Origin of the sequence: Metabacillus mesotrionivorans, assembly GCF_052171315.1 — a bacterium.
GTDB lineage: Bacteria > Bacillota > Bacilli > Bacillales > Bacillaceae > Bacillus_P.
Window position 1 is genome coordinate 60,422 of sequence record NZ_JBQMFF010000009.1, and the last position, 23,276, is coordinate 83,697.

The window sequence follows — 23,276 nt, forward strand, 5'->3', positions numbered from 1 at the left end:
ATTCTTGCGCAAAAAAAGGTGGTATTTCCCAGGAATCGCGCTGATTGTCTTGAGCTTCGCAGTAACGGCTTGTCAGCCGCTCAATTATGTCGACAAGTTGTCCGCGCACGAGCAAAAATGGGAGTTTACTCAGGACGAACTGAGTGTGCTCAACATCCAGAGCGAATATGACGTGAACATGGAGTTCATCGAAAGCCCCGATGACACCAACTATGTGGAAGTCAGTGGCAATATGCAGCAAAACACGATCGATCAGTTGAAAGAGACAGAGCTCACAGAGAATAAGCTAGAACTCCAACTGCAAAAGGATGTGAAATTAGTAGCACCTAACTATAAGTCTATCAAGACGAAGGTTATTGTAGCGCTGGAGGATAAAACTAGACTGCAGCAGATCAGCTATAAAGCGGACTTCGGCGACACCAGCTTTACCGGTTTGAAGGCGGAAAATATCGACTTGTCCGTTTCTTCCGGCAAACTGCGCGCGGAATCTATCACCGCCGGACGGTTGAGTTTAACCTCAAAATCCGGGGATATTACGGCGGAGCAAATCCAGGGGGATGCGGAAATCCAGCTGCACTCAGGCGAAATCAAGGTGGATGGGCTGAAGGGCGCTCTGGCGGTCCAGTCCACAGCCGGCAACGTTACTGTGACGGGGCAACGTTCGGATAGCCTGGATATCTCCGTTCGCAGCGGAGATGTGACTTTGTCACCCGATCCGGAGTTCATAGGATTTTATGACTTGAAGACCACTTCCGGAAACATCACAGCGCCCGAATCCCCTAAAAAGACGACAGATGTTATCAAGGTAAGGACCGTTTCGGGTGATATTCGGATTGGCAGGGTTTCCCCAAATTAAATATACAAAAGGGAGTTGAGGAAATGTTCAAAGAGATACGCAGACGTAAAGCAGCGCGGCGGGTCAAGGCCGGTAACGGGCGTCCGCTAAAGGATTTCCGCTGGTGGCAGCAGCTCTCCCGTGCACTGTTTTACCTCACATTGACAAACGATGCTGGCCGGCAAGCAGTGTTCGCAGTTGACGTCCCGTATTGGCAGAAGTTTTTCTCTGCAGATGACGATAAAGGAACGGCCCACCTATACCTCGATGGCAAACATTACGCCGAGTCTAAGCTCCCTGCCGCCTTCTCCGTGGCTGGAGGAACGATCGAGGTAGCGTCCACGGTCTTTGGCCTCAAACGCTGCCATTTCGTAACCAACGAAGGAACGGTGCACCAGCTTATTCCGGATGAAAGTTCCGCTGAAGGACGGCGTGCCCGTCTCGATCGCGAACACCCCGCTTTGAGCCGCTGGATCAGTTTCATTTCGCTGATCATGCTCATTGTTCCGATGGTTTTAGCCATCCCTCAGATCATCGATGCGGTCACCCAGGTACCCCAGATCGCTCAGCGTTTCGGGACCTTTAACTCACCCATTACTCTGCCGGCGTGGATCAACATTGGACTCGGCTTCTGCGCCGCAGCAGGGAGCGTGGAGCGCGCAACGCGACTGCATTGGAATGCATTGCTAGACGGGAACCTGTAGTAGGCAGCAGCACATGTGATTCAATTTATATACGCTTCCAGGAATTCTTCTTGGCTCAAATTCCCGCGTACACTCTCAATGCCAATCCGGATGACAATAGCTATCCGAATCTGTAAGCTCTGTGAAAAACACATCCGGCCGCCCCGCCGCACTCACCACATGACGAAAACTGGCTTGTACTCAATCCACAATCACTTAAGATATACAGGCGCTGGAACATGAGATAGGAGGTGAACTTTTCACCTATATGAATCGAAATCTGCAGCATCCTGGTAACCTACTTCAGCTACTTTTTCATTTAATAAACGAATCCCCAGTCCATTTTCTATATCCCATGTACAATTAAATGCAAGTCCAATGTCTTGGCCGTCAAAAGATTCTTCATGAGGAAACTACTATACCATCCAGACTTATCATTTCTACTATTTCATTAGTAGTTTCAACTAATGGATAGCTTTCATTTACTGCAATATCATAACCGAGATTCTGACGCTCTTGTTTGTACTAATCTAATATTAATTGCAAAAGGCTCTGTTGTAACTGTTCCCAATTTTCCATGAGTGAAGTATATGCTGCATATTGTCCCTTATCAAACTTACCATCCTCAGCACCTTTTACTATTAGCGCTATCTCAACTTGGTGGCCTAAAAAGGCAATGCTAGTATCCTTAAACCACACCAAATCATATTCAAGCTCACCAAAAACCGCATCATTTATTTTCATCTTATTTCTCCTTTAAATTTATCAGCTTTACCTAAAGGATTTGTAAAAACGGGGATGGGTCTATCATAGTATTAGTAGTTTCATACCCTCTTGTCATAGAGTAATTTTTCCTTTTCAAAGGAAGATTGATTATATGGTCTTCTCTTACAAAGCAAACAGCCAATCTTTGGGCAGCCCCAAAATAAAACTTAGTAGGAAAATTTTGATCTGGTAAACTTTCTAACTCTGAAAACTTCCTGTTTATTTTATTTAGGTCCAAATTTGCAAACTACCGTTTCATCATCTTCATATTCCTTAATTAACAAAACGTACGAAGCCAATTTCACTCCTCCTCTGGTGGATACCATGGAAGCTCAGATTTAACTGTTTTCTTTTTTGATGGTTAACCTCTAAATATTTCCGGAATTTTCTTTCTCCACACTAATAGCAATTGTATAAACTGATCGGTTTCGATCGAATTTTCATTTGGTCCTTCTATTCTAAAGTTGTTTTTAACAACTGAAACATCGTTCTTTATTAGTACACTTGTAGCATTTAATTCGATTTCAAATTCATCATAAGTGCCATCTAAAACTTTTTCAGTGTATGCAATATACTCATCCACTTGTTCTTCTGTAGCAATATTTTCAATAAAATCTGTGAAAATGCTTATTTCTTCTGGCAGTACTATTCCTGAATCTCCAAAAGGATCTTTTCTAAATTCATACGCATATCTCATTTTAATCAACTCTTTTTGTTTTTATATTTAGTTACACGCTTTATACCTTTCAATAGATACTTCGACAAAGCACAGCCTGAGTTAACTTAGTACAATTCGATTTGTAAGTATCTCCCAGAGGAACAAACTTATCCTTTAGGCAATACCAATAGTCTCCCTGGTTATCCAACAGTCGTTCTAGTAAATCGCTAAAATAAAGTTTAATCTCTAAATCTTTCCGGAATCTTTTCTCTCCATAGTAACAACAGCTCTAAAAATTGGTCAGTTTCTATCGTATTTTCATATGGCTCTTCAATCCTAAATGTGTTTTCAACCGTAGTTAGATCTCTCTTTACTATAGCGCTAGCAGCATTTAATTGAATTTCAAATTCATCGTAAAAGCCATTTAATACTTTTTCAACATCCTCTACATATTCATCTAACTCTTGTGCTTTAGAAATATCTTCAATAAAGTCGGTAAACAGCTTTACACGATCCGGCAATTTAATTCTTAGCATGTTAAGGTGGTCTCTATAAAACAGAACTTTATATTTCATCTTTCATTTCCTTTTAAGTATTTAAGGGCTGCAACCACTTCATCGTGTACCTGTAACATCTTCCCTCTGAATATTCCCGAAATTTTTTCTCCAAACTAACAGCAATTTTATGTGAATCATGTGAATTAGTTTCTAGATACAAATTTGTATTCAGAATTATCATCAATAATTATCCTCAAAAAGACAGTTAAATATTGTAACATCCTTCTCTTTTAACTCTAGAGAAACATTTGGAACTAGAGTATTCAAGATAGATTCTTCCAAAGATTGAATGCCATCAGAATTTAAGATTTCTATTATTCTTTCACTTATTCGCTCTGTTTCCTTGTTGAGTGGAGAATATGTTTCATGTAAATGTACAGCCCCATCTTTAAAAGTGTACTTACTAAATTTAATTGCTGCATAAGGTGCGATTGATGAAATTAACACCATAACCCCAATAATCTCCTTCTTTTCTTTAAGAAAATGTGTAAATTCTTCACTGCCTATTCTATAGTTAGAGCTCAGTGTTAATTGAATGAAATAAGAAAAGCATGTCGAATAACTGAAGTCGGTAAGATTGTCGATGAATATTTCTTCAACCTCATTATATAGCTGACTGACCCAGTATCCTTTATCAACATATTTAGCCAAGACATATTCCAAATCACCGCTACCATACAATCTGTAATTGTATCCAATACAACTTCTATTTTTATTCTCATCTTACTGAATTGGCCCCATAAATTCTGTACGAACAAGTATATGTTCTTTTAGTTTCACAATCTTAAGATTTTCTGCCTTCTCTTCTCCTCCGAGGGCTAATAGAGGTGTGTAACCGAAACACTCATTATAATCAGGAATCCCCTGCTTAATTACAACGTCTGGATAGGGCAGCCACATTAGTTCGTCATTCATAAAGGATTCATCTTCTAAATCCTCAAAAAAGAAATCTAGACCGGCTGACACAATGTGGGCATATCCTTTTCTGTAGTTTAATAAATACACATACCTGTTTTGTTCCCAGACTATGATATCACCCATAGCAGTTGTGAAAATTGGAATGGCCCTATCATGCCTAAGATAGCTGTGCTCAACAATCTCTGAATATTCATCTGGATTAATTGTTTTTAAAAATCCATTCTTAAATAAGCCAAACCCATGTTTCTTCCACACTTCAATCAATTCTGCCGGAAGCTTGTCCTTAAATTTCTCAAAAACATCAGCACATATCTTTTTATGCTCAGTAAAATCATTCAATATTGTCCCCAATTACAACTGCCTCCTTTGCTTGATTTTAATGCTTTTTTTAGCTCCTTTACTAAACGATCAAACCACGCTGTGGGGATAATTAACGTGAGCGGCAATGTATTTCAGTTGCTTTAGACAATGAACATAAACTTGGCTAGTATATGATGTGACATCTATTTTATAGAACCCTTCCATACACATTGCCCATTCGCTAAGTAGACACTGCTCGGCGGATCGTCATGGAGTGATATCTCTATTAATGAACTCTTTTCCTGAACCAGCCAGTTGTAAATCCATCCTACATTAGACGATGGGCGTGTTATTATCTGATCCACTCTGAACGCAGTTGCATAATAGTCAGCATACTTAGAGTCTTTTTCATCAAACCCGTTGTTTGTCTCATAGAATGTGTCTGTTCTGCCTGCAATTTTCAGACCGCTGTTCCATTCGATAATCATTTCGTTCCCTTCATATTTTAATAATATTTCAAATAAAGAATCTGGTTTCATAATTAACATCCTTTCCAAGCTGAGTACCTTCACGAAAAAAACCTCGAAAGATTGACCAAACAAGGTTTTTACAGGCATTATGCTTAGTTGTCTCTCCGTTTCCATATCCCTTTTCCGTTCGTAAGAGCAATTGTAATTGGCGGATGTTCATGAAGAGAAATTTCAATTAATGTACCTTTCCCCGTAGTTAACCAATGATAGACATCATCTTCAATAGATGCTGGAGGGGATAAGATTTTACTTACTCTAAAAACAGCTGCATCGTATTCCGCATAGTAAAAATCAGACTCTTCAAGTCCATTGTCTGTTTCAAAGACAGTATCTAGTTTCCCGCTGACTATCAATCCATTTTCCCATTCCACAATCAGTTCGCTATCTTCAAACTTTATTAATGTCTCAATTAACGTGTCGTACCCCATGCTTCAGCTCCTTATATCTAATTGGAAAAGAGAATTTATTCCTCTTCATAAGCTTGTAAGGAACTAATTAATTCTGTAAAACTCGAACACACGAAGGTTAAAGCGTTATTACGATCTTCAAATGCTTCTTCATGATTCCAAAATACAATTTCAGGTTCACTATTCTGATTAGTAAAATGAAAGCAAAACATGTTTCCCCCTGGATCTTTCGCAAATGGAAAGACTCCATCTATAAGTCTGTCTTTGATATTTGCATATGTGCTTAGCAAATCAATCGGTCTACTCTGATCACCAATGCTCAATAGATAGTTTAGAGTTTCTCTAAAATCATTTATACATACTACATTCTTATTTAAAGGGGCACATCCATTATGATCTTTAATAAATTCCCTGTAGTCTAGGGGGAATTTAATGGACAACTCTCTCTCGACTGCAATAATGTCTTTCTTGCTCAGAAGCTTGTTTGAAGGTTTTCCTTTTATGCCAATCTATTTTTTGCATATCTTATCTCCTTAATTAGAGTCTTTACCCCAAATTTTTTGTCCACCTGTATGTCCTGTTCTTGAATGAATCTCACTGTCTACTAATTCCATTCTGCCAGGGTTTTGATGATGATGCCACGTGTATTTCTCTGGTGTTGTACCTGCATTTCAATCTATCAAGTCATCTTCATCTAATTCAAGATCTAAAATTAATCTAGGATTTCTCTTGATTTCATCAAGCTTCAAACATAGGAAATCCATCTTTATCGTAAGGTACTTTCGTAATTGGATGAACATCATTTTTTAAATGACCCATTCTTAAATTAATGGTTTTTGTATTACCTTGTTCATCTTTAAACGAGTAAGCAGCAGCTCTTGTAATTAATGTATTTTTTAATTCACTTGAATCCACCACATTATAAGGAGCCCCATCATACCCATCAATATAGGCATACCTATTCGGAAAAAAACTATAAGTATTTACCGAATGAATTTTATTAGAAACAACCGCTTTCGTCTCCCTCACAGCATTCTTCCCCGCCGCAAAGCCCACTTTCGCTGTTTTATCAGCACCTTTCAATCCTACAAATGAAGTTGCGGTTGTGGCAATTGCATAGGTGACCCATCTAGCGCGGGTATAGTCGTCTCCGTTAACCATATCTCGCTCATAGGAGCTGGCGATGGCTGCACTGATTTGGGCATAGGTCTCTTCATAGTTGATGACAGCTTTCCCCATATCCCAGAGAACCTGTTCGGGAGGAGTCATCAGGACACCCCATAAGCCGGAAGCAGTATCTTTCGTGAAGTTCCATAAGCCGGCGCTGACTCCTTTTATCCTTTCTCCGTGCTGTTTTTTCACGTTTATCAGCCTGACAATTTCTTTCTGGTCAGAGGTTAAGTGCTCATCCCCGATGGACTCTGCTATTTTCAAGTACTCGTCCAGAGAAAGCGTTGGCTGCTCGAGCTGTTTTTGTAGTTCCTGAATTCTGCGCTCTTCGGCCTGCTTCTTTTTAAACGAAAGATAGGCATGTGCCTGATGGTGGACGCTGTCTTTCATTTTGTAGGCGGCATTGTTCGGTTATGTTGTGCTTTTGCATCAGAATGTACATGTGGAAAAGACCGAATTCCACCTTCCAAATAGCTGAAAACCCGCTAACTTTCATAGCAATATTCATATTTTCAAAGAAATGTTTTAAAGGATGTACCAAAAAAAAATAAAACCCAAGAATTCATTATTCTAGGGTTTCATTATGCATTTGATGGCTTTATGTATTTTATTCTTCCTCTGTAAGAGACTCTATCAATTCTGTAAATGTATGGCAAATAAACTTTATTGCTTTCTCACGATTCTCAAATGCTTCTTCATGGTCCCAATAACATATTGAAGGTTGGTCGCTTGATCTATAATCAAAACAATATAAATTCCCCCCTGGATCATCTGCAAAAGGAAAAACGTTGTCAATTAACCGATCTTTAACATTAATATAGGTTTTATACAAATTAATAGATTCATCTTCTTTCCCGATGCTTAGTAAATAGCCAAATGGTTCACTAAAGTTCTCTCTACTGACCAAGTCTTGAATCGGTGAACAGCCATTAAATTTTTTTATTACTGCAATATAATCCAAAGGAAACTTAATTCCAAGCTGATTTTCAACATCTTTAATATCCTTATTAGTTACCTCAATAAAATCTGAAGTATCCCATTCTACATTAATCATACTTTCTCTCCTTTAATTCCTGTTTGAGCATGAATTTTTTTCCACTAGTTCCATTTTTCCCGGTTCCTGTTGATGACACCATTGGTAAGCAAGAAAACCGTCCCCGTGCTTCTTCAGTTTGTGTGTCGTAATATTTTCCTATTGGTAACCCAAAGTCTACTCTTTCTTTATTTTTTGTAATAATTGTTCCTTTCACGGCAAATCTATCGATTAAATCTTATGATGTTTTATATCCATCCACACTAAAAAAAGCCTTAAGAGAAAATAAACTCTTTTAAGGCTTCTCATTATTAAACATTATTAATTTTGTTTTTATAAACTTTTAAAATAGTTGTGTTTAAATCGCTAATTTCCGAAAAATGCCATTCAAATGTCGTTATAATTCTATGAAGTTCAAATAATATTCTCTCTACTTCATCACCATTGTTTATATCCATTGAACCAAAGTTTTTTAATAGACTATCTAAGTCGTTAGTCAACATCCTAAAATCCTCTAAGTTCTCGTACTGTTCTTCTAAATCTTCTTTTTTGACAATATTACTACTTGAATTAAGTTTATCTAGGATATCCAATATCCCTTGTAATTTTTTATCCATATAAAATCCTCCACTCTTATTTCCATCCTTTAACTACCCGTCCAAGTGCTTTTTTAGTCTTATCAGGGTTTAAAGTACCATCCAAGTTCAAAACGTATTTCACATTCCCTGTCTTATCTATTACTTCTAAATGGTCTTTGTGTAAAGCGTCAAGATAAATTCCATACCCCTTTTTCAAATATGGGTTATCAGTTTTCTTGTCTACCTTATAAATTGATTGTCCATCATACTTCACTTTTGATTTTGATAAGGAATTAACTATTAATTTTCCAAAGTCCATATCAAAAAATTCATTCATATTTGAAACAGGTTCAACAGTTTTATATGTACCCTTAAAATACATATCCCCCTGCGTCTCCAACTTCTCCTTCAACGCTAACGAATCCACCACATTATAAGGAGCCCTGTCGTACCCATCAACATAAGCAAAACTGTACGGAAAAAAACTAGGGGTATTTAACGAATTAACCTTATTAGAAACAACCTCTTTCGTCTCCCGCACAGCATTCTTCCCCGCCGCAATACCCGCTTTCGCTGTTTTATCAGCACCTTTTAATCCTACAACTGAAGTTGCGGTCGTGGCAATTGCATAGGTGATCCATCTTGCCTTGGTATAGTCGGTACCGTTAATCACATCACGTTCGTAGGAGCTGGCGATGGCTGCGCTGATTTGGGCATAAGTTTCTTCATAGTTGATGACAGCTTTCCCCATATCCCAGAGAACCTGTTCGGGAGGAGTCATCAGGACAGCCCATAAGCCGGAAGCAGTATCTTTCGTGAAGTTCCATAAGCCGGCGCTGACCCCTTTTATTCTTTCTCCGTGCTGCTTTTTCACGTTTATCAGCCTGACAATTTCTTTCTGGTCAGAGTTTAGATGTTCATCCCCGATGGACTCTGCTATTTTCAAATACTCGTCCAGAGAAAGAGTTGGCTGCTCGAGCTGTTTTTGTAGTTCCTGAATTCTGCGCTCTTCGGCCTGCTTCTTTTTAAACGAAAGATAGGCATGCGATTGATGATGCACACTGTCTTTCATTTTGTAGGCGGCACTGTTCCGGTATGCTTTGGCATCAAAATAGACAGGTGAAGCCTGAGCGCCCTGCCGCGTGGCATCAATCAAGGCTTGAAACCGGCTGACAATGTGCGCTTGAATGGCTTCGGACTGCCGGTACTCATAGATCAATTTTTCAGTCAGTTCGTCCACTTTGTCAATGGTGGTTCTTCTTTCTTTCTCAGCCTTGTCCATGTACGTTTCAAAAGGGCCTGAATCGAAAGGCTTCAGGTCTACAAGGTCACTGATGCTGCTTAAAATCCCGGTCAGGGCCGTTTGCTGATCGTAAACCATTTCCTTTGACCGTCTGTAGCCGTTAGCAAGTTCACGTTCAAGAAACTCCATATGGATAGTTGTGTGACCGGCCAAATTCGAATCAGCTGCATCTGCTGCAACTCCGCTATGAAAGGCAATCTGCATATCCACGAGGATCAGCCACTCATCCACCAGTGACGCCTGTTCCTGGTAAAAGCTCTGGACAGCCTCCGCCCCTTCTCCCTGAAAAAGTTCATGAGATTGAGCGACTTGATCCAAGGTTTTCTGTAAGACAAGCAGCTGTTCCCTAACGTTTTTATAGTCATTCGCACGCTTTTTCATTGCTGAAATCAGACTGTCCGCTTCATACACCGCATTCAGAACCAACCGCCCCCCTCTTGTCGTAATTTTCCAATTATAGTTTAACATGAAAGGCGGGGTGGAATCTTGTTTAAATGTAAATGGACATAAAAGCATAGCAGCCACCAGCAGAATCATCGTAGGGGTTATTATGCAGGAATATAAACTAGATGAGCCGAATAGTAGGATGAAGAATTTTTTACCCTGAATCAATGTTTACGGGATTTTCAACTATGTTTCATTTTGAAAGATTACCCTAATCAGTGAGGAGATGGGATGTATGCAAACGGTAACCAACCTTTTTTCAGATCAGCTCGACATGCATTGGCGCGAGAATGACTGGTTTGCATCCTTGGAACAGGCGCTTGATGGAGTAACCGCGTCTGAAGCATCATGGACAGGTTCGGGAAAGAGCAATTCGATATGGCAGATTGTCAACCATTTGATTTATTGGAATGATGACGTCATTCATCGAATCAAGGGCACAGAAAACCCGCATAAAATAAAGGATAATGAAGAAACTTTTTCAGATCCTGGAGATCCGGAAGACGAAAACGGATGGGCCCAAACATTACAGCGCCTTAATGAAGTCATGAATCAATTCAAAACCGTCATTGCGGAACTGGATGACGAAAAGCTAAAAGCCCCGTATGCACCGAACAGGCCCTCCATTGAGCGCTTAATCAGCAGTATTATGATGCATGATTCTTATCATATTGGACAAATTGTTTTGCTTCGGAAGTTACAATCTTCCTGGGGCGGGGTTGATTGGTCTTAGAGCGCTACTGTTTTCATGTAAATGAAAAGAAGCAGGAACCTGTTGACGGGTTCCTGCTTCTTTTATTAAAACAAACTGGTTGAATGAAGCTGGGTGTTATCTTTTCTGTTATCTAGCCAGCATTAAAGGGTTAAAATAATCGGCCCGTTTTTAGTCAGGATGATCGTATGTTCCACTTGAGCGACATAGCTCTTTTCCGTAGCAAAGGTCCAGCCGTCATCTAATTGGAACACTTCTTCTTCAGAGGTGGAGATAAACGGTTCGAAGGCGATGACCATTCCTTCCTTCAGGATCTCATCATCCCACGGGTCATTATAATTTAAAATATGGTCTGGGGCTTCGTGGATCTTACGGCCGATCCCGTGTCCGGTAAGATTTTTGATAACGGTGAACCCATGCTGCCGCGCTGTTTCGAATACCGCTTTACCGATTCTGCTTTTCTTGGAACCTGGCTTTGCTTTCTCAAGGCCCGCTTCAAAAGCTTTCTTCGCAGCGTCACATAATTTCGTTAAGACTTCTTCGCCTTTTCCCACTACAAATGAGATTCCCGTATCTGCAAAATAACCGTTCTTGGAAGCAGACACATCGATATTGACGAGATCCCCTTCCTGGATCACCCGGTCACTCGGAATCCCGTGTGCCACCTCTTCATTCACACTAATGCACGTATACCCGGGAAAATCATACTCGCCTTTCGGTGCTGAAACGGCCCCTGCTTTTTCAAAAAGCTCCCCGGCCAACTCATCAAGCTCTTTCGTCGTAATGCCGGGAACCGTTTTTTGAACCAACTCATCCCGAATGGACGCGATAATCTTTCCGATTTCCTTCAAACCGCTGAAATCTTCTTCTGTCTTAGCAATCATTTTTTCTACCTCTTTTTCTTTTTCTTCTATAGGTGTCATTATTCCATTGTTTAAACGAAAATACCCGGATTATGCTCATGATTAGTCTGCCGGGCGATCTACTCTTTAGATCCTCCACTAAACTCTATAACATGTAAACCCTCAGATGCATCTGGCTCTTCGAAGAAACTTGTGACATGATGAAACACCGCTTCCGTATCAAAAGCCGCTCGTTCAGGTTGTTCCTTACGTCTTTGAGCAATTTGGCGCAAGCACTGTTCGTCACTCAGGTTGAAATAATTCAGCTGATGGTCTGCATGAACCTCTTCAGCCATATCTACAAACCATTTTCGCAACTTTTGAGTGTTGGCCGGAAAGTCCATAACTACATCTGTACCGACACATAATATGTTTTGGACGTGCTTTTTCACCAGCGGCTTTAGCTGAAGTGAAAATCGTTTGTAATCCTCAAATGTTTCAATCTGATTGGGATAAAGAGCTGAAAGCCATTCATCCTCAGACAGCAGAACAGCACGTTTATCTGACGCCAATCGTTTTGACTCTGTAGATTTTCCGGCGCCCATTTTTCCGCAGAAGAAGTATAGGGTTCCTGGTTGGTTCAATCGCTATCCCGCCTTTATTAATAATTGGTTTTATCTTTGATCGTTCTTCTTGCTCAGCCTTGTCCATCTACGTTTCAAAGGGATTGGAATTAAAAGGCTGCAGGTCTACAAAGCTACTTACTATTCCGGTAGGGCCGATTGCCGATCTGCAACCATTTCCTTGGACCGTCTGCAGCCATTAGCAAGTTCAAGTGATGCCTGTTCGTAGTAAAATCTCGGAATAGCCTCCAGCCCTTCCCCCTGAAAAATATCATGCGATGCGAGACTTGATCCAATGTCTTCTGTAAGACAATTATTTTATTTTGCAAGGGGATCGCTTTAGTCATGCGGAATTTCATTAATTGGCATTAGATTCTTACTGCATTTTTTCCGCTAGAGTTTTTATACGCTCAAGAGCTTTGGGAAACCTGATATTAAATGTTTCTTCTTGTTCCTGTGGAATATCTATTTTAACTATTAATGTAGTAACTCCATTTTTTTCGGTAAGAGAATAACTCTCTTTTCCACCAGTCCACTCTTTTTCGCGCTCCTGCTGTCCACTTTCTTTTGTGTCTGCACCGTGCCTGAATAAAACAAATTCATTTGATGTAAGTTTCTCTATCAGACTTGTCACACCGTAACCATTTACAGATGATATAAACTGGATTTCATTTCCTTCTTTCAATACTCCTTTCATATATGTGCCTTCATCAATTATATTTGTCCAGTCACGTAATGTAATATCTCCCCAAAGAGTTGTCCAGACACTTTCTTTAGAGGCATTTATTTCGATTGAGAATTGAGTTTCTTTCATATTTTCCTCCTTCAAATAAATGGTTTTACAAATTATAAAGATTTCTTTATATAACATAAATCGTTTTGGCAACAAATTTAAGAAAACACCATAGTCTCGAACTTTTGAATATTGGCGGCTTTTACAGATGTTCTACTTCTTCACCCTTGACATCTCTTTGAGTAAACATCGATCGATTGTGAATGCTCGATAAATAAATTCATTCTTCTGTAATTAGAACGCTATCCAAATAATACCACATCAGCACATTGACTATATGAATTTAAAGCTAATATAGAGTACTATCGAAAAATATTATATATTCTCTCACTAAAACGGACGGAGTTGCATAATTAATGATAACCAATCAGTAAAACCGTCTAACGAAAAAAAGCAAGAAACCCTCAAACCGGTTTCCTGCTTTATAAACTTACTTTAATACAAACCTCACCACACACTCCACATGCGCAGTATGCGGAAACATATCCACAGGCTGAATATACTCAACCTTATACGCTTTCGAAAGTGTCTTGATATCCTTCGCGAGTGTCGACGGGTTACACGATACATAGATAAACTTCTTCGGCTTCACCTTTAATATCGCACCAAGCAGCTTTTGGTCGCAGCCTGTTCTTGGCGGATCGACGACGACGGCGTCTGGTCTCCAGCCTTCGCCGAGCCATTTTGGGAGCCAGTGTTCGGCTGTGCCTTTTACGTAGGTGGCGTTTTGGAAGCCGTGTTTTTTGGCGTTCTTTTTGGCGTCTTCGACGGAGTCGGCGATGGTGTCCATACCTCTGATTTCTTTGGCGCCGTCTGCGAGCCACATGCCGATGGTGCCTACGCCGCAGTAAGCGTCGACGATTTTTTCTTTGCCGGTCAGCTGGGCGGCTTTTTTGACTTCGTCGTAGAGTTTGACGGTCTGGACGGGGTTGAGCTGGAAGAAGGCCCGTGCCGAGAGGTCAAAGGTCAGGTCGCCGAGCTGTTCCTGGATGACTTCTTCTCCGTCTAAGTGGACGGTTTTTTCGCCGAAGATCAGGGATGTTTTTTCGCCGTTGATGTTTTGCATGATGGATTTGACTTCAGGGAGACGCTTGTTGATTTCACTGACAATCAGGTCCTTGCGCGGCAGGTTTTCCTGCGCCGTTATGAGGACGATCTGAACTTGTCCGCTTTTGAAGCCGACTCTGCTGACGATGGTGCGGACGATGCCTTTGCGCTTCCGCTCATCGTAGATGGAAACTTTCAGGTCCTGCAGAATTTGCTTGACGGTCTGGACGGCTTTGTTGGTTGCTTCGTGCTGCACGATGCAGTGATCGATGTTGACAAGGTGGTGGGAGTTTTTGCTGTACAGTCCCGCGATGACTTTCCCGTTTCTGAGTCCTGTCTGGAACTGGCTTTTGTTGCGGTAATTCCACGGGTCCTCCATGCCGATTGTCTGTCTGATGTCGGTTTTGCCGAGATCAAGTCCGGAAAAGCGCTCCATCGCCTGGACGACAATGTCTCTTTTTTCATGAAGCTGTTTTTCATACGAAAGGTGCTGAAGCTGGCAGCCGCCGCATTCGTGGTAGATCGGGCATGGCGCGTCCACTCTGTGAGGGGAGGCCTTCCTGATTTTCTTCACTTTGCCCTCGGCGAATTTGGCGCTGATGTTCGTCGCTTCCACGACCACTTCTTCATTTGGCAGGGCACCAGGTACGAATACGACCTGCTTTTTGAAATAGCCGACTCCTTCTCCGTTGATTCCGAGTCTTTTTATGGTTAATGGAAAGGTTTGTCCCTTTTCCAGAGGCACACCTTTGTTCTTTTGTTCATTGGTCTTCATGTTTGACGCTCCATTTCTATTCAATGCTTCTCCATAAATAAAGGGAAGCATAGCTTAAATAAGGGGTCCACTCCCTGCTCAGCTCCTGCATTTCTTCCAAGGTAGGCTTGCGGTCGAGTCCAAAATGCTTTTTCATCGCGTTTTGGATGCCGATATCGGCAATCGGGAACAGGTTGGGCCGTCCAAGTCCGAACAGGAGCAGGTTCTGGACCGTCCATGGCCCCACTCCGCGGATTTTCACGAGCTCCTTCAGGATGACCTCGTCGGGCTGATCCTTCAGTTCTTCCAGGTTTATTTTGCCTTCTGCAATCAGCTTTGATGTATCAATGACATACTCTGATTTGCGTCCGCTGAACTGCAGTTCCCGCAGGTCGCTGTAGTCGAGTGCCGCCACTTTTTCAGGAAGCGGATAAAACCAGACTCCGTCCACCTGCTCGCCGAATGTATGGACGAACCGCTCTGTCAGTGTATGGGCGAACTTCAGGTTCAACTGCTGGTGGATGATGCATTTCATCAGGCACTCATACAGGCCAAATTCGAGCACGAGCGGCGTGCCGTTGTGCTCCTGAAAAATACCGGCGATGTTTGAGGAACGAAAATGGGTCTGAACGTCAAGAAGGGACGTATCCCACTGAAAAATGCGCATCGTCTCTTGGAGCGCAGCCTCGCGGTTCCCGCTGCCGCTCACTAAAAACTGGGGTGAATCCTTCGTTCCAAGAGCCTTCACCTTCACAACAAACGGCTTTTTATCCTCGTCTCTCATCGGAATGGATACCTCACGTTCAGCCATCTTCACGTGATGCAGCGGATCCATGGATAAACGGTCAAGGACACGGTCAAAATCATATGGAGGATCTATTTTCACTCGCTCTTCCCACATTCGTTCTCAAACCCCTTAATTTTGATACTGACTATTATAACATGAAACGCCCGGGGAAAAGAGAAAACTCCCTGTGACGTGTGTCAGAGGGAGAAAAAGTACGGCTGATGGAAAGTTCGGTCTATCATGAGATCGTCCAGGCTCTTGAAAATATAACCCTGTTTGCGCAAATCCGTTATGGCTTTATCAAGCGCCTCCGCGTTGTCTTTTGAAACAGTATGAAGCAGAAGGATGCTGCCGGGATGGATCTGGCTCATCATCTGATCGTAGGAATATCTCCAGCCCTTTTGTGCGTTCGTATGCCAGTCGACAAAAGCAAGCGACCAGAAAACCGGCTGGTACCCGAGCTCTTTTGACTTTGCCAGCACCCTCTCGCTGAAAACGCCACGCGGCGGACGGAGATACTGAATTCCCTGATAGCCCGTCAGCTTTTCCGTCTTTTCTTTCACGGAATCGAGCTCTTTTTTCAGTCGTTCGTCCGTGACTTTTGTCAGATCGGGATGGTGCCACGAGTGGTTTCCGACAATGTGCCCCTCATCTGCCATGCGTTTTACAAGGTTTGGCTGGTCAAGCAGGTAGTGCCCCGTTACAAAAAAAGCTGCCGGCACCTTTTGTTTTTTCAGGACATCCAAAACTCCTTCTGTGTAGCCATTTTCATAGCCATTGTCGAAGGTGAGATAAATGTATTTTTGGCTTGGATCTCCCATAAAAAAAGCATCATATTTCTCAAGCAGCTTCACTAGTGGTTCCCCGGGGTTCGCGGATTTATGGTTTCTGCTTTTTTCAAAGCCCCAGTTGATCGGCTGGTTGGAAACAGCTGCTGCGGGCTGAATGCCTGACAGGAAAAACAGCAATAAGCATGTTGCAAGTATCCAGTATTTCAACTTCTTCACTCCCCTGACATTGTTCTACTTATAGTGTCGGGAAGTGAAGAAATAACATACTGGGAATAATTATGTAATAAATGGAATACAAAAAGCCGGATTTCTCCGGCTTTTTCATTAAATGAATACTGGTTCTTTAAATTGTGACAATTTTTCAAGAGACGACTGGTCAACGTCTGCATGAAGGCTGTTCCCGTGGGAGTCCATCGTTACAACGGCTGTAAAGCCCTCTACCTTCAGGTGCCACATCGCTTCAGGAATCCCGAACTGCATGAGGTCAACGCCTTCAACAGACTTGATGCAGTCTGCATAGTACTGGGCAGCTCCGCCGATGGCATTGAGGTAAACGCCGCCGTGCTCATTAAGTGCTTTCAGTGTTTTCGGGCCCATTCCGCCTTTTCCGATCACTGCGCGGATGCCGAATTTTTTCATGATGTCGCCCTGGTAAGGCTCTTCACGGATGCTTGTTGTCGGTCCGGCTGCTTTTACATGCCAGTTTTCATCTTCATCCTTCAGCATGACAGGTCCGCAGTGGTAAATGATCTGGCCGTTCAGATCCACAGGTGATTCATTCGTTGAAAGGTACTTGTGGATGGCGTCGCGCCCTGTGTACATCATGCCGTTGATGCGCACAACATCTCCGACTCTCAGCTCGCGGATTTTTTCTTCTGTGATCGGCGCTTCAAGCACCACTTCACGCGGGCTTTCTGCCGGCGCCTCTGCAGGCTCATCGTCCTGGAGGTTCGGCATGTCGCCTTCCTGGTACAGCCAGTCCTGAATTGCTCCGCTGCCGGCATCAATCGTGACGCCTAAACGGCGGTATGCCCAGCAATTGTACGCAACTGAAACAAAGAAGCTTGCCGGAATACGGTTCATCACGCCGACTTTACAGCCGAGAAGAGTTGCTTCCCCGCCAAAGCCCATTGTGCCGATGCCGAGCTTGTTTGCTTTATCTACGATATATTCTTCAAGTCGTTGCAGATCCTGATTCGGATTCGTGTCATCCGCACTTCTGAAAAGCTGATCCTTCGCAAGCTCATAGCCGGAAGTCCGGTCTCCGCCGATGCCGACGCCGATGAAACCTGCGCTGCAGCCCTGTCCCTGTGCCTGATACACGGAGTGAAGGATGCATTTGCGGATGCCGTCAAGGTCGCGTCCCGCTTTGCCGAGTCCGTCCAGCTCGCACGGAAGGCTGTACTGGATGTTTTTATTTTCACAGCCGCCGCCTTTTAAAATCAGGCGCGCGTCGATGTAGTCTTTTTCCCACTGCTCGAATTTGATGACAGGAGTGCCGAAGCCAAGGTTGTCCCCGCTGTTGTCGCCAGTCAGCGAGTCAACTGAATTCGGGCGCAGCTTTCCGTCCTTTGTCGCCTGTGCAATCGCACGGTAGATGTCTTCCTTCATATTGAGCTGATTGGCTCCGACGGGAACCTTCAGTTTAAATGTCGGCAGTCCTGTATCCTGGCAAATCGGCGATACGTTCTCGTCCGCCATTTTGATATTCTCGGATATTGTCGCAAGAGACATCGCAGCGCGCGTGCCTGCGTTCTCCTGCTGCTTGGCTCTTAAAATCGCGCGGCGCACATCCTTCGGAAGCTTCGTTGATGTTTCCACGATCAGTTCATACATGCTTTCATAAAAACGATCCATCCTGTTTCTCCCCTTATTGTCTATAGAATTCGGTCAATTTCATTCAATTTTTATTATACTCCTTTGTTAAATGGTTGGAAAGGCTTTCAGTCTAGAAATGCGGAGGCTCCCGTTTAGCCCTGACAGGCAGAAAAGAAATCACCGGAAAAGTCCGGGTTTGACTTTTTCGGGGATTTCGTTCTGACGGAAGGGTTGGGAGGCGGAGCTGGACACCTCGAAAAGCGGAGCAGCCCGTTTAGCTCCGGGAGTCAGATAAGGAAACGGCGGAAAAGGCGCTTTTTGCCTTTACCGACGATTCCTTATCTGACAGAGGAGCTGGGTTGCGGAGCTAGACACCACGAAATTACCCGTTCCTTTCCGCTCCAGGAACTTGCTTTCCGCGGGGAGTGCCGGAAGCTTCCTTGCTGCGCTTGCGAGGTCTCCCGTGCCCTCTTCATCCCGCAGGAGTCAAGTTCCTTCCGCTGCAATCCACTGGAGTTTTAGCCATACCAAAAAAACTGCCCGGCCAATGACCGGGCAGCTTCTGTTAGTTCTGTTTTTTAGGGAGGATGTTAATCTCCAGGCTTTTCTTGATTTCAAGGTATTGATAGGAAATGGCCAGGGTTCCGCTTTTCTTTGTTTTGATTTTGCCGTTTTTCCATTCTGCGAGGTCTGGAGGCGAAAGCTCCATGAAGAGCTTGTCCGGGTCCATGGCAAATCGGTTGCCGTCTTTGTCGATGGCTGTTGCTGTCAGGCGGATGTTCTTTCCTTCTATGACCGTTTCGTTATTTGGGTTGAGTTCAACGTTGACAGGCTTGATGGTGTTCGGATCAACCACAGTCACTTTGATCGTGCTGCTTTTCCCTCCTGAAACGGCTGTAATGTTAGCTGTACCTGGTTTGATTGTCTGAATGGTTCCGTCCCCAAGTACTTTTACAGTTTTTTCATTATCAGAGGTCCAGACTGTATGAACATCTTCGAACGAGCTCAGGTTGACGAGGTAGTTTCCGTAGATTTCTCTGAAATCGCCGAAAAGGTTGAGTGTGCGTTCTGCCCCTGCTGCCATTTTCATTTCGCGCTGTTCATTGAGGGCGTCATCGACGATGGATACGTCCGTCAGCAACGGATTGAATTTGTAGTCCATTCCTGATTTCGTCACTTGGAGCACTCCGCTGCCAAGGATATTTCCTTTGTCGTTTGAGACATATCCTTTGCTTGCGCCGTTGCCTGTGATTGTATACTTCACGCCGTCTTTTTCCCATGACTGCAGGAGGTGAAGATGACCAAACAGCACTTGAACGTTCACGCCGCTGTTTTTCTTTTTATAGGCTCCGAGAATGTCTTCAAATTGCTTGGCATCCGTTGGGTTCATTTCATGCTTTGTGCCGAAATCATCTTTTGTCGTGTTGTGTGTCACGACAAGCACATTCTTCTTTTTGTTTTCCTTCAGGAGCTTTTGAAGGTAATGGAACTGTGTGGAGTCTGATGCTGAAATACTCTGTCCAAAAGCACTGTTCAGGCTGATGATCAGCGTGTTTCCATATTCGAAATGATAGGTTGGCGATCCAACGATATCTGAGTAGAAATCAATGTTTCCCTGGAATGATTCATGGTTTCCTGGTGTTGCGATAAACGGTTTATCTCCAAGCAGGGCAAAGTCGCTCATGGCTCTGTCCCATTCTGCCTGTGAAGAAGTATCCACGATGTCGCCGACATGCATCACAAAGTCTGTTTCTTCTTTTGCTGCTCTATCAAACAGGCGTTTCGAGTACATAAACCCTTGTGTATCCGGCAGAACAGAAATGGCGAATTGATTGGCCTTTTCCGGCTGTTGAAGCTGCTTTGTTTGGAATTCTTTCACAAACGGCGTCATGACATTTCCGCTATTGTCTCTTGCTTCAATGATAAAAGAATGCTGGCCGTCTTTAATCGGCTTTTCAGGAACGGCGTATGCCCATCCCGTTTTTTCATCGTAGTGGACAGGAGCAGGTTTGCCGTCAATTTTTACAGCGATACTGTTTTTCTTCACTCCGCTTTTTACATCTTTGAGTTTAAAGGTAATGCGCGGTTCTGCTGTTTTTTCAACTGCTTTGCCTGTTGGCGTCACATTTGAAAGAACCGGTTTTTCTGTATCATCGCTAAAGTCTACCGTTATCGTTTTATCGACTGACGGAACAGAAGCATTTCCGTTTGTGTCGCGTGCTGAAGCCGTCAGATGATAGGTCCCCTCTGTCAGGTTTTCAGCTGTTGCTTCCACTTTTCCTGATTCAGCATCATATGTGTGTGGAAGTTTTTCTCCGTTTAGCTTCACTTCGATTGAATCAGCATCCACGCCTGATTCTTCGTCAATCACGAGGGAAGAAAACGCGATTTTGTTTTCATACACGGTATTTCCCGCAGGTGTAATCTCTTTGAAATCAGGTCCGTTAAAGTCTTCTGTTTCGTTCGTGTAAATATATCTCATGTGATCAAGGTAAACGGTTCCGCTGTAGTCAGGAATGCTTTTGTTCGTTTCGACAAAATAGAGATAGTTGAATACGATCGGCAGCGCCCAGTCCTGCGGAAGCTCAATCTCAAGGTATTTCCAGCCCGTCCAGTCTACTTTCGGTGCAAGGTCAAGCGTCTTGTTGACACCATTAGCTTTGAAAATCAGGCGTGCCCACGGCGCTTTTCCGTCACCGTACACCCATACGCCAAATTTCTTCGGTCGGATGTCTGTTTTATAGGTTTCATACATAGAATCCGCCAGCTCATCCGGCCATTTTCCTGTTGATGAACGGTACCAGTGAGGAATGACATTAATCGTGCCGTTGTATTTGCGTTCCCACTTTTTCGAATCGTAATCCACACGCAGGCTGCGCTCTCCGAATTTCGCTTCGTCCCCGGACAGCTGATGCGTTCCGCCCATGTAGCCTGATACTTCATAGCCTTGATTTGGATACGTTTCATAGTCATCAATGACTTGTTCTTTAAGGCCTATTAATAACTCAATCTGTTTTTCAATGGAACCAAGCTTTGCAGTTACGGTTGTTCTTGTTCCCTCAGGGACATCTGCTTTTATTTGGATGGTGCCGTCTGGAGTGATTTCACCAAACTGCTCCTCCATCTCCCAGTCAATCGCATCTCCCGTGAGGATGACCTCTTTTCCGTCTTTCAAGGCTTCAGCCTCTAGTTTCTTTTGCTCACCTGGCTGAAGAATAACCGGACCCTGATCAGCAAATTTGAAGTCGTCCACCTGGTCGATAACGGTGACAGCTGCCTGCCCGCTTACTCCGTTGATGACGGCTTCCACTGTATCTGTCCCTGCCTGAGCAGGCGCCTTGTACAGACCCGTTTTGTCGATGGTGCCCTTTGAAGCCTTCCACTGGATGGATCGGCTGGCAATCATGACCGGGTTGCCGTTGCTGTCTGTTGCTTTAACGCCGAACGGGAAAGCTGCATTCTTAAAAATGGTCAGATCTTTTTCTACGATGACTTCGCCAATTTCACCTGTTTTCGTTGAATGATTGACAAAGAGAAGGCCATTTGTGATCGATCTTGACTGTCCGTCACTCGGGTGATTGGCCGTTTCAAGCGCGCTTTTGCCTTTTGGCTGAACGAGCATTTCTGTCGATCCTCCGCCGTCAAGGCCGAGAGCAGCGACTGCACCGTGCTCTTCCATGATCTCAGCCATTTCAACAAGCGTTACCCCCTGGCTTTTATCAAAAAGAGTGCTCGGTTTATCAATGGTCATTGTGATGACCTTTTGTTCTGCTGTAATTCCGATGGCGGTTCTGGCACTTTTAAGGTTAACGTGGCTGCCGTATTTGGACAGGAGCTCGTCTTTTGTAAGCGCCTTTCCGTCCTTAACAAGCCAGTTGTAGCCGCCTGTAGCCTCTGTAATATCATTTTTGAGGACTCTGTTTTCTCCCGTGAAAAGGTCAAACTGGAAGGAAATGTCCATGCCTTCTTTTAATTCATTCCGGATCATTTCTGCTTTTGAACCGAATCCGGCGATGATGACGCTGTCTGATGGAATATCAATGCTCTCATAAGCAGGGTAGATCTTTTCGATTTTTCCTGTGTAGGCCTGTCCTGCTTTGATGGCAGAAGCGTCCTTTACCTCTTTTACGACTGCCATGGCTCCATTTTTAATGAAGGTCTCATTGCGGTCATCGAAGGTAAGCATTCCCTTCTGGTTTAGCTTTGGTGTAAAAATGCCAAGTTTTTCTCCCGCGTTTTCATTGCGGTTCAGTGTATCCACTTTTACATTTTTGCCGCTGTAGGTCAGCGAGCCTCTCATTTCAACTTCTCCGATAAAAGGTTTCTTGTTTTGGTCAATTGCAAAAACAGGATGAAGAGCAACGCCTGAAGGATAGCTGTGATTAATAAGAAGATGGCGGTTTTGCACCTGGAGCGTCATATTGATGCCTGTCTGCAAATTGAACATATCCGCATTCACGCCTGCCACAATGTCTTTTCCTTTGAATTCTTCTCTGGCAACCTGTGACGGGAGGGTCTCTGCAGCAACAACTCGTTCAAGTGCCTTCGATGTGACAACGGATACATTCGGATTCGAAAGATCTGCCTCTAGCACGTTCACTCTCTGGCTGTTTCCCGCCGTTCCCCCGAAATTCTCGATTTGCTTTTCAGTGTGTGTAATGCCTGAAGAAATCTGCTCTGCTTTTAACACTGTGCTTTTTTCTGACGGCACGGTCTCTTCTCCAAAAACAGAAACCGGCTGAATCAGCAGCGTGCAGGCCATCAGCATGACGGCAAGCTTGTTTTTCCCTTTCATCTTGCACCTCCGGATAGTAGTTTGTACTCCTCTATTCTAGAAGGTAATTGTTGATAGGATTTGGTATTTTTTTTAATGCTTGTAAATTTTTTAGGGCTAAAAGTACCGGTGAGTGTGGATTTAGTGTAAAGGG

At 43.4% G+C, this 23,276-nt stretch carries 22 protein-coding genes and 4 pseudogenes; 3 read left to right on the top strand and 23 right to left on the bottom strand.

Annotated features, from left to right (window positions below):
• The first annotated feature begins 4 nt into the window (after nucleotides 1-4).
• Together ACTSEZ_RS18235 and ACTSEZ_RS18240 are read left to right on the top strand one after the other, a co-directional pair.
• Nucleotides 5-856: a DUF4097 family beta strand repeat-containing protein gene (locus ACTSEZ_RS18235; RefSeq protein ID WP_369735775.1), complete on the top strand. Its 852-nt coding sequence runs from the start codon at nucleotides 5-7 to the stop codon at nucleotides 854-856.
• 23 nt (nucleotides 857-879) lie between these two features.
• Nucleotides 880-1,539 (top strand): hypothetical protein, encoded by a 660-nt coding sequence (locus tag ACTSEZ_RS18240; RefSeq protein ID WP_369735776.1) that lies wholly within the window; start codon nucleotides 880-882, stop codon nucleotides 1,537-1,539.
• 44 nt (nucleotides 1,540-1,583) lie between these two features.
• Here ACTSEZ_RS18240 and ACTSEZ_RS18245 read toward each other — a convergent pair.
• The 15 genes and pseudogenes from ACTSEZ_RS18245 to ACTSEZ_RS18315 all read right to left on the bottom strand — a co-directional run.
• A pseudogene (locus tag ACTSEZ_RS18245) lies at nucleotides 1,584-1,707 on the bottom strand (tRNA-dihydrouridine synthase); the annotation flags it as partial.
• 71 nt (nucleotides 1,708-1,778) lie between these two features.
• Nucleotides 1,779-2,262, bottom strand: a pseudogene (locus tag ACTSEZ_RS18250) (DUF6985 domain-containing protein).
• A 139-nt stretch (nucleotides 2,263-2,401) separates the two neighbouring features.
• Nucleotides 2,402-2,582: pseudogene (locus tag ACTSEZ_RS18255) on the bottom strand (hypothetical protein); the annotation flags it as partial.
• A gap of 62 nt (nucleotides 2,583-2,644) precedes the next feature.
• Nucleotides 2,645-2,980: a tRNA-Val4 gene (locus ACTSEZ_RS18260; RefSeq protein ID WP_369735777.1), complete on the bottom strand. Its 336-nt coding sequence runs from the start codon at nucleotides 2,978-2,980 to the stop codon at nucleotides 2,645-2,647.
• A gap of 200 nt (nucleotides 2,981-3,180) precedes the next feature.
• Nucleotides 3,181-3,516: a tRNA-Val4 gene (locus ACTSEZ_RS18265; protein ID WP_369735778.1), complete on the bottom strand. Its 336-nt coding sequence runs from the start codon at nucleotides 3,514-3,516 to the stop codon at nucleotides 3,181-3,183.
• A 162-nt stretch (nucleotides 3,517-3,678) separates the two neighbouring features.
• Nucleotides 3,679-4,161 carry a hypothetical protein gene (locus ACTSEZ_RS18270; RefSeq protein WP_369735779.1) on the bottom strand — a complete coding sequence of 161 codons (483 nt, stop codon included), beginning with the start codon at nucleotides 4,159-4,161 and terminating at the stop codon, nucleotides 3,679-3,681.
• Between the two features lie 60 nt (nucleotides 4,162-4,221).
• On the bottom strand, nucleotides 4,222-4,767 hold the full coding sequence (locus ACTSEZ_RS18275) for a T6SS immunity protein Tdi1 domain-containing protein (RefSeq protein WP_369735780.1): 546 nt from the start codon (nucleotides 4,765-4,767) through the stop codon (nucleotides 4,222-4,224).
• 152 nt (nucleotides 4,768-4,919) lie between these two features.
• Nucleotides 4,920-5,255, bottom strand: coding sequence for a YxxD family cognate immunity protein YxxD (locus ACTSEZ_RS18280; protein WP_369735781.1), 336 nt, complete (start codon nucleotides 5,253-5,255; stop codon nucleotides 4,920-4,922).
• A gap of 83 nt (nucleotides 5,256-5,338) precedes the next feature.
• Complete coding sequence (locus tag ACTSEZ_RS18285) at nucleotides 5,339-5,674, bottom strand: YxxD family cognate immunity protein YxxD (RefSeq protein ID WP_369735782.1); 336 nt, start codon at nucleotides 5,672-5,674, stop codon at nucleotides 5,339-5,341.
• Nucleotides 5,675-5,709: 35 nt separating this feature from the next.
• On the bottom strand, nucleotides 5,710-6,093 hold the full coding sequence (locus tag ACTSEZ_RS18290; protein WP_369735783.1) for an SMI1/KNR4 family protein: 384 nt from the start codon (nucleotides 6,091-6,093) through the stop codon (nucleotides 5,710-5,712).
• Between the two features lie 93 nt (nucleotides 6,094-6,186).
• Nucleotides 6,187-6,309: pseudogene (locus ACTSEZ_RS18295) on the bottom strand (HNH endonuclease); the annotation flags it as partial.
• Between the two features lie 82 nt (nucleotides 6,310-6,391).
• Nucleotides 6,392-7,213 carry a hypothetical protein gene (locus ACTSEZ_RS18300; protein WP_369735784.1) on the bottom strand — a complete coding sequence of 274 codons (822 nt, stop codon included), beginning with the start codon at nucleotides 7,211-7,213 and terminating at the stop codon, nucleotides 6,392-6,394.
• 217 nt (nucleotides 7,214-7,430) lie between these two features.
• Complete coding sequence (locus tag ACTSEZ_RS18305) at nucleotides 7,431-7,877, bottom strand: SMI1/KNR4 family protein (protein WP_369735785.1); 447 nt, start codon at nucleotides 7,875-7,877, stop codon at nucleotides 7,431-7,433.
• Between the two features lie 290 nt (nucleotides 7,878-8,167).
• On the bottom strand, nucleotides 8,168-8,473 hold the full coding sequence (locus ACTSEZ_RS18310) for a hypothetical protein (protein WP_369735786.1): 306 nt from the start codon (nucleotides 8,471-8,473) through the stop codon (nucleotides 8,168-8,170).
• 16 nt (nucleotides 8,474-8,489) lie between these two features.
• Nucleotides 8,490-10,163, bottom strand: a complete 1,674-nt coding sequence (locus ACTSEZ_RS18315) for a T7SS effector LXG polymorphic toxin (protein ID WP_369735787.1) — start codon at nucleotides 10,161-10,163, stop codon at nucleotides 8,490-8,492.
• Between the two features lie 253 nt (nucleotides 10,164-10,416).
• Between ACTSEZ_RS18315 and ACTSEZ_RS18320 the strand changes: the two genes are divergently transcribed.
• Nucleotides 10,417-10,914, top strand: coding sequence for a DinB family protein (locus ACTSEZ_RS18320; protein WP_369735788.1), 498 nt, complete (start codon nucleotides 10,417-10,419; stop codon nucleotides 10,912-10,914).
• Nucleotides 10,915-11,036: 122 nt separating this feature from the next.
• Here ACTSEZ_RS18320 and map read toward each other — a convergent pair whose 3' ends face one another.
• The 8 genes from map to ACTSEZ_RS18360 form a co-directional block, all read right to left on the bottom strand.
• Nucleotides 11,037-11,777, bottom strand: coding sequence for a type I methionyl aminopeptidase (gene map / locus ACTSEZ_RS18325; protein ID WP_369735789.1), 741 nt, complete (start codon nucleotides 11,775-11,777; stop codon nucleotides 11,037-11,039).
• 98 nt (nucleotides 11,778-11,875) lie between these two features.
• On the bottom strand, nucleotides 11,876-12,379 hold the full coding sequence (locus ACTSEZ_RS18330; protein WP_369735790.1) for a P-loop nucleotide/nucleoside kinase family protein: 504 nt from the start codon (nucleotides 12,377-12,379) through the stop codon (nucleotides 11,876-11,878).
• A 355-nt stretch (nucleotides 12,380-12,734) separates the two neighbouring features.
• The gene (locus tag ACTSEZ_RS18335) at nucleotides 12,735-13,172 is read right to left on the bottom strand and encodes a hypothetical protein (RefSeq protein ID WP_369735791.1); all 438 of its coding nucleotides are present in this window, start codon (nucleotides 13,170-13,172) and stop codon (nucleotides 12,735-12,737) included.
• A gap of 409 nt (nucleotides 13,173-13,581) precedes the next feature.
• Nucleotides 13,582-14,973: a 23S rRNA (uracil(1939)-C(5))-methyltransferase RlmD gene (rlmD, locus tag ACTSEZ_RS18340; protein ID WP_369735792.1), complete on the bottom strand. Its 1,392-nt coding sequence runs from the start codon at nucleotides 14,971-14,973 to the stop codon at nucleotides 13,582-13,584.
• A 16-nt stretch (nucleotides 14,974-14,989) separates the two neighbouring features.
• Nucleotides 14,990-15,853, bottom strand: a complete 864-nt coding sequence (locus tag ACTSEZ_RS18345; RefSeq protein ID WP_369735793.1) for a DNA-3-methyladenine glycosylase family protein — start codon at nucleotides 15,851-15,853, stop codon at nucleotides 14,990-14,992.
• An 83-nt stretch (nucleotides 15,854-15,936) separates the two neighbouring features.
• The gene (pdaA, locus tag ACTSEZ_RS18350; RefSeq protein ID WP_369735794.1) at nucleotides 15,937-16,746 is read right to left on the bottom strand and encodes a delta-lactam-biosynthetic de-N-acetylase; all 810 of its coding nucleotides are present in this window, start codon (nucleotides 16,744-16,746) and stop codon (nucleotides 15,937-15,939) included.
• A 108-nt stretch (nucleotides 16,747-16,854) separates the two neighbouring features.
• Nucleotides 16,855-18,387: a fumarate hydratase gene (locus ACTSEZ_RS18355; RefSeq protein ID WP_369735795.1), complete on the bottom strand. Its 1,533-nt coding sequence runs from the start codon at nucleotides 18,385-18,387 to the stop codon at nucleotides 16,855-16,857.
• Between the two features lie 526 nt (nucleotides 18,388-18,913).
• Nucleotides 18,914-23,143 carry a phosphodiester glycosidase family protein gene (locus ACTSEZ_RS18360; RefSeq protein ID WP_369735796.1) on the bottom strand — a complete coding sequence of 1,410 codons (4,230 nt, stop codon included), beginning with the start codon at nucleotides 23,141-23,143 and terminating at the stop codon, nucleotides 18,914-18,916.
• Nucleotides 23,144-23,276: the final 133 nt, after the last annotated feature.